This is a genomic window from Mesorhizobium sp. M6A.T.Cr.TU.014.01.1.1, from assembly GCF_004022765.1.
Classification (GTDB): Bacteria; Pseudomonadota; Alphaproteobacteria; order Rhizobiales; family Rhizobiaceae; genus Mesorhizobium; species Mesorhizobium mediterraneum.
Genome location: NZ_RZPG01000006.1, coordinates 32,622 through 45,795, shown reverse-complemented (window position 1 = coordinate 45,795; position 13,174 = coordinate 32,622). Strand labels below are relative to the sequence as shown.

9 protein-coding genes are annotated in these 13,174 nt (G+C 64.6%); 1 reads left to right on the top strand and 8 read right to left on the bottom strand.

The window, feature by feature from the left end; genetic code table 11:
- Positions 1–172 precede the first annotated feature (172 nt).
- The gene (locus EN885_RS08495) at positions 173–811 is read left to right on the top strand and encodes a LysE family transporter (protein ID WP_126103467.1); all 639 of its coding nucleotides are present in this window, start codon (positions 173–175) and stop codon (positions 809–811) included.
- A 60-nt stretch (positions 812–871) separates the two neighbouring features.
- On the opposite strand, the gene EN885_RS08490 is transcribed toward EN885_RS08495, so the two are convergent.
- From EN885_RS08490 to EN885_RS08455, 8 genes are all read right to left on the bottom strand, one after another.
- Positions 872–4,102, bottom strand: coding sequence for a hypothetical protein (locus tag EN885_RS08490; RefSeq protein ID WP_128241202.1), 3,231 nt, complete (start codon positions 4,100–4,102; stop codon positions 872–874).
- Between the two features lie 170 nt (positions 4,103–4,272).
- Entirely contained in the window at positions 4,273–4,986 is a 714-nt protein-coding gene (locus tag EN885_RS08485) for a phosphoadenylyl-sulfate reductase (RefSeq protein WP_127203630.1), read from the bottom strand.
- Positions 4,987–5,031: 45 nt separating this feature from the next.
- Positions 5,032–6,462, bottom strand: a complete 1,431-nt coding sequence (locus tag EN885_RS08480; RefSeq protein ID WP_128241201.1) for a putative sulfate exporter family transporter — start codon at positions 6,460–6,462, stop codon at positions 5,032–5,034.
- On the bottom strand, positions 6,459–8,618 hold the full coding sequence (locus EN885_RS08475; protein WP_245493032.1) for a di-heme oxidoredictase family protein: 2,160 nt from the start codon (positions 8,616–8,618) through the stop codon (positions 6,459–6,461). Before EN885_RS08475 ends, EN885_RS08480 begins: the two co-directional genes overlap by 4 nt.
- 185 nt (positions 8,619–8,803) lie before the next feature.
- Positions 8,804–10,633, bottom strand: coding sequence for an allophanate hydrolase (gene atzF, locus EN885_RS08470; RefSeq protein WP_095483777.1), 1,830 nt, complete (start codon positions 10,631–10,633; stop codon positions 8,804–8,806).
- Positions 10,630–10,980: a cupin domain-containing protein gene (locus EN885_RS08465; protein ID WP_127203632.1), complete on the bottom strand. Its 351-nt coding sequence runs from the start codon at positions 10,978–10,980 to the stop codon at positions 10,630–10,632. Before EN885_RS08465 ends, atzF begins: the two co-directional genes overlap by 4 nt.
- Positions 10,973–11,641, bottom strand: coding sequence for an isochorismatase family cysteine hydrolase (locus EN885_RS08460; protein WP_095483779.1), 669 nt, complete (start codon positions 11,639–11,641; stop codon positions 10,973–10,975). The genes EN885_RS08465 and EN885_RS08460 overlap by 8 nt, the downstream gene beginning before the upstream one ends.
- Entirely contained in the window at positions 11,641–13,167 is a 1,527-nt protein-coding gene (locus EN885_RS08455; protein WP_128241200.1) for an ABC transporter ATP-binding protein, read from the bottom strand. The genes EN885_RS08460 and EN885_RS08455 overlap by 1 nt, the downstream gene beginning before the upstream one ends.
- Positions 13,168–13,174 lie beyond the last annotated feature (7 nt).

Genomic DNA, 13,174 nt, shown 5'->3' with positions numbered 1-13,174 from the left:
CGAGCCCGGCCATTTTTTCGTGCGATTTCGGCAAGTCAGCTGTGATCCCCGAACCGTGAATCTGGGAACGGGACTGCCGGCTTTGCCGTAAGCGATCCATATGCGCCTGCCTTCCACACTGCGTCGCGTAGGAGGCCGCAGATGCACAAAAGCGCGCGATCGAAAAAACCGGGTGACGTCGCATGACGCCCTGTTGTCGCCGGCAACGCTATCCGGCTTCGTGTTCGGCCTCGGGCTGATCTTTTCCCTCGGGCCCCAGAACCTAATGCTTATCCAGGCAGGATTGACGCGCAGCCATCCTTTCGCGGTCGCTTCCATAGGCTACGTCTCGGAGATCGCCCTGGTGACCATGGGAATCGGCGGATTTGGAACGCTGCTAACCGACAATCCCGCGATCTCCGGCATGCTGCAGGCCGCATGCGCCGGATTTCTCGCCTGGTTGGGCGCGCGCACCTTGCTCGCGGTCAACGGGACATCCCGCATGGAGACTGTTGCGTCAGGCCGCAAATCCCGATTGCGTGCGATAGGTTCGATGCTTGCCGTCACCTGGCTCAATCCACTGGCCTGGTTCGAGGCGATGTTTCTCGTCGGCGTGCTCTCATTCAGCTATGGCAGCGGGGAACAGGCGGGGTTCGCCGCCGGGTTCCTCGCCGCCTCCGCAATCAAGTTCTATGGCTGGAGCCTGGCCGGGGTGAGCCTGTCCCGCCACTTCGACAGCCCGATCTACCGCAAGCGGATGGACGCGGTCGCAGGTCTCGTTCTGATCCTGGCAGCCCTTCTCCTGGCTGTAAACATCCTGAACGGGGCTTGAGCGGTGACCGCCATACCAACGATGGCCCGCTGTTTTGCTAGGCAGCGCCGCACATCGTCTTCAGCGCCTGTGCCGCACGAGATAGGGTTCGACCAAGGCGCGTATTTCCGCGGCGGGCGCCGCTTCGCCGGCAGCATCCAGCGCTCGTTCGTAACGTCCATAGTCGTCGACCGCGGCTTCGAAATCACCGCGCGACAGCCGCTCCTTGATCAGCGCCTTGCAGACGGGCCCGGCGTCGGGATAAAGGTCCAACGTCCTCAGATAAATCGAGCGCGCTTCATGGGCGTTGCCGGTCGCCTCGAGCCGCAGGCCGATCCGCAATCCGAAATCGATCAGGTCGCGACGGACTTTTTCAGCGGCAGCGAACGACCAGAAACTGGCTCGCTCGTGCAGAAACAGCGGACCGGGAAATGCGAGGAAGAGCGCTTCCGCTTCCGGGCGCAGCCCGGCCGTCTCGCCATTGGTTGTCGTGAGGGATTTGAGCCGTGCATCCCAGTCGGCGAGGTCGACCCAGACCTTGTCCGACGCGAGGCGAAGCTTGCCTTCGCGCTGGACGATGAGATCGGTCCGCCCGAGCAGCTTGCGCAGCCGATGCAGCGCCTGCTCGCAGGCCGCCCGCGCCTGGTCGCCGTCGAGGTCGGGCCACAGCCAGTCCTGAAGGGTCTCCAGCGAGCAGGTGTTGTCTTTCGAGATCGCCAGCACCCGCAGGATGTCGAGGGCCTTCGTCGGCGGCTTGGCGCCGAGAGGAAGAGGGTTTCCGTCGAGTTCGAGCCGGAAGCCTCCGAGAACATGGACCTTGAGCGGCCACGGCCAGGCCGCGGGCCGCCGCTGCGGCACGTCCAACCGGCGTTCCCCAATCAGCGACCGGCAAAGCTTGGGCTCGATGCCGCGCTCAAGCGCATCGCCAAGCAGTTCGGCGAGCAAGTCCGGAACGTTGAGGAGCACCATTGGCCAGCTGATGTCGCGGAGCGCCTTCAGGAAGATCTTCAGCCGGTCGCCATAGTGCGAATCTCCGCCCCACAGGGTCTCCAGCGCCTCCGCCGCCAGAATGCATATCTCGGTTCGCTTGCGGGCGCCGCCGTCCAGCCGCGGCAGCAGGTCGCTGAGCAGCGCGGCGGCTTCGCGAGGCTTCCTGTCGGCCAGCAGCACCTGGAACTTCGTGATGTAGTGCGGCCAGCGCTCAACCATCGGCTCGTTGGCGGCCTCGATGGCCTCCATGAAGCGCTCGCAATCCCGGTAGGCGGCCGCGAAATCGCCTTGCCTGGCATGCAGCGCGGCGTGGCAGTCAGCGACGACGGCCACTTGCGTGGTGAAGCGGCTGTCGGCGATCTCGGCCAGGCGCTCGACCACCTGGTGGAACTCCGCAAAATCGTTGCGGACCTTCATCTGCATCTGGAGATGGTAGAGCCCGCCGAACTCCACGCTCTTGAGCGACTCGCGCTCGCCAATGGCGATCGCCTCCCGCAACGCCGCTTCGGACGAAGGATAAGGAAAATTTCTTCTTTTGTAGGGGAAGTAACGACCACTCTCCGCACCGAAGGCGACCAACCACATGCCAAGGATCCAGGGCAGCACGTCCTTCTCGCCTAAATCGTCGATAACGCTGTCGACGGCCTTCGCGAACAGATCGGCCCGCATGGTCGACGCCGAAAGATCGATCAGCGTTTCGCTCGCAAGCAACCGAAATCCGCTCGGATCCTGGCCGGAGTTCTTGGTCAGTCGCTCCAGCAGTTCGGCTTCCAGTGCTTGTCCGGCCGGGCTGCCGCGGTAGTAGTCGTCGCCGAAGTTCAGCGCCCGCATCATGCCAATGCGCACCAGCATCGCTTCCTCGCGAGGGAGTTCCGGAAGACCGCGCTCGATCAGCTCGAATGCCCGGCGGGTCCACATGGAAAGGCCTTCGTAGGTGCGCCAACTGGCGGTCTTGACCAAGACGGCGCGCGACACGGTGAGACACAGGCCGCGCTGATCGTCCGCCTCGCCAAAAGCCTGCCATGCCTTCGCCAGCCAGCGCTCCGCGGCGACGTCGTCCGGCACGTGGGCAACGCCCAGCCAATAAAAATGCCAGCCGCTCATCAGCGCTTCCGGCAATCGGCCGCACCAGTCGATGAAAGTCGCCCGGCCGCCTTGCGCCAGCACATCCTCCGCGCGGCTCAGTATGAGTTTGCTGGCAAGCCCCCAGTCCTCCGCCTGCAAGGCAAGCGGGATGGCTTCATCCAGACGGCCCGCCTCGACGAGGATCGTCGCCGCTTTTCGTTTCAGCAATCTCTGCTCTTCTCGTGGCACGCGCTCAGCGAAACTTCGGTCGAGGAAATCCCGCAACAGATCATGCAGGTAGAAGACGTCGCGGCTGCTTTCCGTACGCGTGACCAGCAATTGCCGCTTGTAGAGCCTGTCGAGCAGTTTTCCCGCCTCGCCAGATCCTATCATCTCGTCGGCCAGTTCGGCGCTGATCTCAGGCAGCAAGTTGAGCTTCAGCAGCATATCCTGGTCGGTGGCGGGGAGGGAAAGGAAGAAATGACGGCCAAGGACATCCAACAGCGCGTTCTGCCCGCCGCTCGTGTCATCAGGTCCGACCGTCGAGCCGTGGTCCGCGAGCAGAACCAGTCCGATCGCCCAGCCGCGCGCGGCTTCGACATCGACTGAGGCGTTCTCGGAACGCAGTTGGACGAGATCGCGCGCTTCCGCGGTCGAGAATTCGAGCGCCGACCTGTCGACGACGGCCATCTGGCCTCTGAGGACTAGGTCGCTAAGTTCTTCCCGTGGCAGCGTTCGCGAGGCGCAAATGCACCGAACCGTGTCCGGAAGCTCACGGAACATCACCGAAAGCACGCCACGAAACTCTGGCGTGTCGGCATCGTGCAGATCGTCGAGAACCAGAATGGTGTCGGGTTTCAGCCGCGCGAAATAGGCTCTGAAGAAGAGCCTGGCGAACTCCTTCGGCTGCTCGGCATATTCGACGCCGAACACCGGCATGTCGCCAACCGCAGGTGGGGCGAGTGACTGCGTCAGATACTGAAAAAAGCGCGCAATGTCCTGATCGCCCTCGTCGACGCGGAACCACACATGCGGCGCCTCGACGCTTTCGAGATAGTCGATGACCGCCGTCGTCTTGCCGTAGCCGGCCGGCGCCGCCACCCAGCATATGGTTGATTGCGACTTCCGATCGATCGCTGCGAGAACGCGGTTCCGCCGCAATATCCTGGCGCTGCGCGGCGCCGCCAGCTTGGCGATCCGGCCTGTGCCCGAGAGCGGGCGCCTCGCATCGGCTTCGATGGCGTTTAGAGGGGTCATGGGGGCTCGCGCTCGACCAATCATCGAGCGCCGGTCGTGCCGCCGTGACCGTCCCGCCGCCCAGATTGACCCTAGGGTAGCGCAATCGTGCGACAATTCGTAGTGGCTTCGCCGATGAAGCGACGATGGCCGATTCCAGCCGTCGACTGGATGCCTGCGCGATCGCGAAATCAGGACGCAGATGAGACCGAATTGCGAGAGGCAGCGCCGGCGGGCGACCGATGGATCCCGCACTCTATCTTCGACAGGCCGCTCCAGCGGCCCGCGCGCGGATTGTCCGCGCTGCCGCACTTGACCGTGCAGGGCGCGCAGCCGATCGAGAGGTAGCCCTTTTCGAGGAGCGGATGCTGGGGAAGATGATAACGGTCGAGATAGTCCTCAATCTGCTGGCGGGTGAAGCGGGCAAGCGGGTCGATCTTCAGGCGCCCGTCAGTTTCCTCCAGTGTCGAAACATCCGCGCGAAGCCCGCCATGATATCGCTTGCGACCGGAAATCCAGGCTTTGAAACCGGTCAGCGCATTTTCGAGCGGCAGAACCTTGCGGATGTGGCAGCACCGGTCCGGATCGCGGCGGTGCAGCGCTCCAGCGCCGTCGAGCACGCGCAAGACGTCGGTCTGAGGCTTGACGACGCGCAGATCAGTGAGACCGAGCAGAGCCGTCAGCTGCGCGCGATAGGCGATCGTCTCCGCGAACAGCTTTCCGGTGTCGAGCGTGATGATGGGGAGCGAACGGTCGATCGAGGCTGCCATATGCAGCAGCACTGCGGATTCTGCGCCGAACGAGGACACGAGCGCTATGTTTCCACAAAACAGATCGGTGACGAGCGGCGCCAGCAGGTCGGGCCCGTCGAGATGGTTCAGCTCTGCGACGACAGCTTCATACATCGCGGTTCGGCCGGTCAAAGACGGTGGTGGCGTGACAAGGCCGCATCATAGCTTCGCCACGAAATCGAGGATCGCCTGGCGGTCGGTCTCGTCCAGGTCGAAGAAACGGTCGCGCACGATCTGCGTCGTGCCGCCGTGGGCGAAGACGGCATCGCGCAGCGTGTTCGCGCGGCCGTCGTGCAGGTAGCGTTGGCGCAGGCGGATGCCGACGAGCGGCGTGGTCCGCCATTCGGCGCCGATGGCATCGCCCTGGACGATCTTGTCGTCGAGTGCCGGCCCCATGTCGTGCAGCAAAAGGTCGGAATAAAGCCGGACTTCGCCGTTGACACCTTCCAGCGCCGGCACATGGCATTTGGCGCAACCGACCGAGGCGAAAAGCCGTCCGCCATGGCTGCCGAGCATCGCGCTGTGGCTCGATGAAGGCGATGCGGTCCGGAAGGTCGACGAGAATGGGAGCAATGCGCCATAGGCCAGCGCCGCCGACAGTACCAACCCGACGAGGCCCACGCCGACCAGGCGCCAGGCGCCGCCGGCCTCTCCGAGTCGGCTGACCCGGGTGGTGATGCCGAGCGCGATCATCACCATGAGGAACAGGAACTGGTCGACATCGAGGATGACGCGGCGCAGTTGCGGATTGAGGGTGATCTCCGAATTGAGCATCACCACGCCGATGCACGCGACGATGAACCACGGGAACGGGATCGGCGCTGCCTCTTGCGCCTTGTTGCGGCTGCGAAAGACCAGGCTGGCGGCGAGCAGAAGCGGGACGAGCATCAGCACCTTGCTGAGCTTGACCAGCGTGGCGGTGTTCAGCGCGCCATCGGAAATGGCGAAGGAGGCGCCGTAGACCTGCGCCAGCTCGAAAATGCTCGCCCCGACGAACACGCCATAGAGGCGGTCGTCGAGATGCGGCAGCCATCCGCTCAGGAACATGACCGGATAGGCGAGCAACGCCACGGTGCCGCTCAGCGTGATCAGGGCGATGGCGATGCCGGCACTCTGGTCGCGCGCACGCACCAGCGCGGCCATGGAGAGGATCGCCGCGGCGCCGCAGACGGCGCTGCCGACCGCGACAAGCAGCGCGATCTCGGCGTCGAGCCTGAACAGCTTGCGCGCGATGGCGTAGAGCAGCGTCAGCACGAGGATCAGCTCGATGGCCGCCAACGCGAGCGGCATGAACCCCAGATCCAGGAACAGCCGCGTCGTGATACGGAAGCCGACCAGCACCACGGCGAGCCGCAGCAAATAGCGCTTGGTGAAGTCGAGCCCCGGCCGCAAGGCGTCTGGACAGGCGAAGCTGCTGCCGATCATGAGCCCGAAGAGCATGGCGACGAGGACCGGGTTGCGCGACAGCGGCTCGCCCAGTCCGCCGGCGATCCAGCCGGCCGCAAGGGCAAGTGCCGCAGCAACGATGACGCCAGGCAAGACCGGGCGCATTTTTTCGGGCGCATGGGAGAGCGTCAGGGCGAGGCTCATGGCTTTGCCCCGTCGGGCAGGCGGAGCGTTCGCAGATAGAAGGCGACCGCCTCGATCTGCGCGGTATCGTCTTCGATCGGCTGCGAGCCCGCCTCGCGGCTGACAGTCGCGCTGGTGATGCCGAGTTCGTTTGCGAAAGCGTTCGCTACCATGTCTTCGAGGGTGGCTATGTCAGCCTTCCAGCCGTATCGGCCGACCCGCGATGCGCCCTGACCATCGACGACATGATGCGCGCGGCCTTTGATGCCGTCGCCCTTGCTGACCGCCTGCGCTTCGATGACCCTGTCGGGTATCTCGTCGATCCCAGCGATACCGTAGAGTGCGAGCGGCATGCGCAGCGAGATCACATTGGCCTGGCTTGGCATCGTCGCCGACACGATCCTCACGCCATCGCGCAACGCATGGCGTCTGGCGACCGGACTGTTGGGATGATCGATCGGAACCGTGCGCCCAGAGCCCGGATCCATATGGGCTATTCTGCGCGCAAAGTGGTTTTCATCGATGCTCGCACCGCCAGGGCCGGGATGGCAGGCCACGCAGGACGTTGCATCGAACAATGGGCCGAGGCCCATGCGCGGCGTGAAATCGGTCTGGAACGACTTTTTTCCGCGCGCCGCAAGATTGGCGTCGGCGGCAGCGCCCTGCGTCCCCTGCATCGCTGCCGCCGCGCCGTGCTCGTCGAAGACCCCAACCTCGACGAGCGCCCCTTCGAGGCCCGGAAATCCCGGAACCTCGCCGCCAATCGTTATCCAGATATGCTGTGCATCCGCCGAGGTCGCGATCGCGCGAAGGCGATCGGGGCCGAGGGGCCCGAGCCCTGGAATCTCGATCGTCGCCCGGGCGAGAAGCCGGCCGTCCTGGCTCAAGCGCAGCAGCGAGCCGTCGCCGCGATTGGCGACGAACAGATCAGACCCGCCAGCCAGCGTCGTGTGGCTCGAGAATTGCGGATTGGCGATCTCGGGAATGGCCGCGGCGACATCGACCGGACGGTCGAATTCCGGCAGCGAGATCGTGCGGCTCCTGGCGACCGCGAAATGCCGCCGGTCGTCCTCCAGTTCAAGCAGCACCAGCCGGTCACGGCCGGGGTCGGCGATGTAGAGAGCGCGGTCCGGGTTCCACTTGAAGGCGACGCCGATGACGCCGGGATCGTCGCCGATGCCGTGGCCGGTGCTTACCGTGCCCAGGCCGGTGCTTACCGTGCCGGGGCCGGCCAAGCCGTCGACGCCATCCTGGACGTGGATCTGAACCACGCTTCCATCCGCGGTGACGGCGGCGAACACGGCAAAGCCGCTGCCGTCCGGCGATCGACCGAGAAACGCCGTTCCGAGCGCGCCCGTCTGCATTCCGCCTGATGTCAGCTGGCCGCTTGCCTGGTAATTCATGAGCTTGCCAAGCCAGCCGCTGGGCTGCGCTTTCGGCGTATTCTCGCGATCGGTATGCCGGCCGGCGAACACGCCGCCGGCCTCGCGGCTTGGCGCGTTGGCGAGTGGCGCACCGTCGGGGTCGACGACCGTGACGCTGCCCTCGCCATTGACCCCGCCAGGCGCGTTTGCGATCCAGGGCCTTCCGAACGCGTTGTTGATGGAAATGTATCGCGGTCCGGACGCAGCTGCGTGGCGCGCGGTTCGAGCCCCGGCATTGTACCGCCGGTTGAGAAACCGTTCGCTCTGCGCCGTGTAGAGCTGAACCCTCGCATCCGCGTCTTTGCCGGTGAGATCTTGCGGAACGATGATGGTGCCAGCAGACTTGCCCGCGCGCGGATCGATGGACAGGATCGTCCCGACCTCAAATACTGGATCGCCCGGCGGCGCGCCGAAATTGCTACCTACGGCGACAAGAACCCTGAGCGGATCGAGCACCCGCCCTTCGCGCGTCGCCATGAGGAATTCCGGATTTCCTGGAATCGGCCCGCCGACATGAAAGCGGCCCACCTCGCGCACGCCGGCCACGTCGGGCAGCCCGACCGCGACGACACGCGCGTTCAGGCGCCAGTTGGGGGTCTGATCTCCCGCGAACGCCCAGGTCGGCAGCAGGCCGACAAGTATCGCCGCCGTCGCCATGTTCCAGCGAGCAGAAAACCCCGACAGCGCGGACCATCGCCGGGTCTGATGAGTCCCGGCGAAATCCGTGGGGGCCACTGCACTGCCTGTTCGCATCGCGAGGTCTCCGGCGGTCGCAAGCGCTCGGTGACGCCTGCCACTCACGGTGCAACGTTTCGACCACGCGCGCTTACGGATCGCTTACGGCATTCGGCGTAACTGGCTCGCCGTATCAACTGCGAGCCGAGCATCGCTGCTATGATTTGAGGTCGCGCTGACGTTGCGGCGCGAACGCCGATCGTTCAACCGGCCGGAGCGGTTCCCAGTCGATTTCCGCCGGCTTTTGCGATGAAGCTGCGCCAACCGCCATAGGCCGAAATGTCGATAGCCTGTGACAATCCGGCGGTTTCGACCAGGAAGCCTTTGGCCGATGTCCCGTCATCGAGCTCGATCGTGCCTATGCCGAGCGGCGGTGGGATCGCGGCCACGAACCGTCCGAACGCGTCTGCTGAAAGCCGCCAAACCTCGACATCGATCGCCGCTCCGTTGCCATCGGCAACGCGCACGAGCCCCGGCTTCGGCACGGATTGGCCGGCAAGCGCATAGAGCTGATAGGAAGCAACTGTCTTGGCGATCCTGCTCATTCGGCCGCCCAGCGCGCAGAGTTGGCCGTTGAGCGGCATCCCCGACAAATGTGCGCCGACGACCACGAGCTCGATCATGGCGTCATCGAAATCAGGCGTTTTGGCGGATGAGGCAGGCATTGGCCAGCCGGTCGCACCAAGCCCGAGACCGCCGGCTGCATGGAGCTCGCTGCCGAGCGCCGCCGTCAGAGCGTCCTTGCCGGCAGCGGCAAGCAAGGTGACGCTCATCGGCAAGCCATCGTCGCGCTTGCCCGTCGGCACGGCGATGCCGCACATGTCGAGCAGATTGACGAAGTTAGTGTAGGTGCCGAGCCGGCTGTTGGTGACGATCGGATCGGCCAAAACAGCCGCCAGCGAATAGTGCGTCGGCGCCGTCGGCACGCAGAAGAGGTCGACCGAGGCGATGACAGGCGCCAGCCCGGCCTTGTAGGCCTGCAGCGCATAGAAGCCCTTGAAAGCATCCGTTGCCGAAAGTTTTCGCGCGCCGCCAATGATCGTGCGCGTCACCGGGTGCATGGCTGCTTCGTTCGCTTCCATGAAATCCGCGATCGCCGCATAGCGCTCGGCCACCCATGCGCCTTCGTAAAGCAGGTTGGCGGTGGCGTAGAAATCGCCGAAGGGGATTTCTACCAATCGGCAGCCGAGCTGTTCCAGCGTCCGCAGCGCCGTTTCGAATCCCGCCTGCATGGCGGCGTCGCCAAAAAATTGCCGGTCCGTCTTTGCCGGAATGCCGACAGACGGCACCGGTGGACGCGGACCGAGCGACGGCGCCGCGATAACGCGCGAATAAGGATCGGCGTCATCCTTTGCCGCCGCGGCCCTGAAGACGCTGTAGGCGTCATCGACGGTGAGCGCGAAGACGGAGACGCAGTCGAGCGTGCGGCAGGCCGGCACGACGCCGGCGGCCGACAGCGCGCCGACCGTCGGCTTCAGCCCGACGATGTTGTTGAGGCCGGCGGGGATACGGCCGGAGCCGGCGGTGTCGGTGCCGAGCGCGAAAGAAACAATGCCGCGCGCCGTCGCCACGGCCGAGCCGCACGAGGAGCCGCCCGGCACCAGTTTAGGATCGATCGCGTTTCTCGGTATCGGATAGGGCGTGCGCACGCCGACGAGGCCGGTGGCGAACTGGTCGAGATTGGTTTTTCCGACGACCAGCGCGCCGGCCGCCCTCAGATGCGCGACGACGGTGGCGTCTTTCGTCGGCAAGTAGGCATATTCGGCGCAGCCGGCCGTGGTCGGCATGCCGGCAACATCGATGTTGTCCTTGACCGCAAACGGCACGCCCCAGAGCGGCTTTGCCACGGGATCGAATCCGCCGAGTGCCTCGGCTTCGGCGAGCATCTCGGCCTTGCTTGCCAGATGGATGAAGATGCCGGGATCGTCCGCTTCCGCTATGCGCTGAAACACGGTTTCAACGACGGTCGCAACCGACATGCCGGAGGCATAGGCCGCGTGCAGGCTGCCGATATCGAAGCGGATTTCGCTCATTTCGTCTCGTCCAGAATGATCACCGGCAGATTCCACTGGATCAGCACGACGCAGCCGTCTTTCGTCCACACCGAATGCTCGGTCCCGGCCGGGTTCAGCACCACGCTTCCGGCAGGATAGTCGCCATTCCCGTCGCTCTGCATGCCCTCCAGCACGACGATGGTTTCCAGCCCGACATGGCGATGGCGCGGCACGCCGGCGCCGGGCCGATAGTTCAGGATCGCGACGGACGGTTCAGCCGGTCCGCCCTTGAGCAGCCAATGCACCGAGATGCCTTCGCGAAAATGCTCGAATGTCAGATCACGCCAGGCCCCATCGGTGAGAGCCGGATATGCAATGTTAGGCATCGGCAATTCCCTTGAGCACCTGGTCCGTCATCGCCGTCCAGCCGACGATCGCGCCCTGCGCCCTGATCATGGCCAGCGCGGCCGCCTTGAATTCCGGAAAATAGCTCTCCGTCGCATCCTCGGCCAGCAGGCATTCATAGCCGCGGTCGTTGGCCTCGCGCATCGTCGTCTGCACGCAGACTTCCGTCGTTACCCCGGCGAAGACGAGTTGCTGCACGCCGAGCCGCTTCAGGTCCTCGCCGAAGCTGGTGGCGTAGAACGCGCCCTTGCCAGGTTTTTCGATAACGATTTCGCCAGGCAGCGGGGCAAGCTCGTCGAGGATCGCCGTTCCCGGCTCGCCGACGATCAGCACGCGGCCCATTGGGCCGACATCGCCGATCCTGATCGACGGATTGCCGCGGTTGCGCTTGGCCGGTGGCAGGTCCGAGAGGTCTGATCTGTGGCACTCCATTGTGTGGATCACCGGCAGGCCGGCGGCGCGAAATCCCTCGATCAGTCTCTTCACCGTTGGAACGATCGCCACCACCCGGCTGACGTCGTTGCCGAGACTGGCGCCGAAGCCGCCCGGCTCGGCGAAATCGCGCTGCATGTCGATGACGACCAGCGCCACCGCCTCAGGCTTGAAAGCAAACGGAAACGGCAGCGCGTCGATCTCGGCCATCAATGATGTCCAGCCATGTGCTCGCCGATGGTCTGCACGCTCGCCTGCGCGATCGGCGTCTCGTAGACCAGCGCGCCGTCGGACATGACGAAGATGCGGTCGGAGAGTTCCAGCAATTCGTCGAGGTCCTCCGACATCAGCAGCACCGCAGCACCGGCGTTGCGTGCCTTCATGATGCGGGCGCGGATCTCGGCGACGGCGGAGAAATCGAGTCCGAAGCACGGATTCGAAACAATCAGCAGATCGACCTCGCCGGTCAGTTCGCGGGCGAGCACAGCGCGCTGGACGTTGCCGCCGGAGAGCGACGAAATCGGCGAGGCGAGCGAGGCCGTCTTGACCTTGAACTGCTCGACTAGGCGGGCCGCATAGTCCCTGATGGCACTCATCTTGATCCAGTTGATCGGTTTGCCAGCCTCGTTCAGGTCGAAGGTTCGGAAAGCCATGTTTTCCGCCACCGTCATCCTTGGCGCGCAGGCATTGCGCAACGGTTCCTCCGGGATGAAGCGCACGTTGAGCGTGCGGGCCTCGGCGCGGCTGGCGCCATAGGGCGAGCCCTTCACCAGCACGTCGCCGGCATCACGCGCACGCTGTCCGGCAAGGACTTCGAGAAATTCCTTCTGGCCGTTGCCGGAAATACCGGCGACGCCGACGATCTCGCCGGATTTCACATCAAGCGCGCCGATATGGATTGTCTTCAGCCCGGTTCGGTCGGGCGCCTTCAGTGCCTTCACCGTCAGGATTTGCCGGGCGCCGACAGGCACTGGAGCGCGGCTGTCGAGCGCGGCAATCGGCTGGTCGCCGATCATCATCGCCGCCATCCGCTTGTGAGAGAGTTCCGAGACTTTCCCTGTTCCTGTCAGTCTGCCCTTGCGCAACACCGTGATGTCGTCGGCGAATGCCGTCACCTCATGGAATTTGTGCGAGATCATCAATACGGTGAGGTCGCCCGCCTTGGTCATGCCGCGCACGAGGCCGAGCACTTCCTGCGCCTCGCCGGGGGTCAGCACCGACGTCGGCTCGTCCAGCACCAGAAAACTGCGGCCGAGATAAAGCTGTTTGATGATCTCGAGCTTCTGTTTCTCGCCGGCGGCAAGTTCGGCCACCTTGACGTCGAGCGGCAACTTGAACGGCATCCGCTGCATGAATTGGGCAAGTGCGGCGCGCTCCTTGCGCCAGTCGATAATCCCCGGCACCTTTTCGCGGGCGATGACCAGGTTTTCCGCACCTGTCAGCGACGGGACCAGGGTAAAATGCTGGTAGACCATGCCAAGGCCGAGCGCCGAGGCATCCTTCGGGCTGGTGATCGCGACCTCGCGGCGGTCGACCAGAATGTCGCCGGCGGTCGGGTGATAAAAACCCATCATGCATTTGACCAGCGTCGACTTGCCGGCGCCGTTTTCGCCAAGCAGCGCATGGAACGATCCCGCCGGCACCTTGATCGACACGTCGTCCAGCGCGGTGAAGGCGCCGAAGCGCATTGTCATGCCGATCGTCTCGACGCCGACTGCTTTTTTGCGGTCACTCATGGTCGAG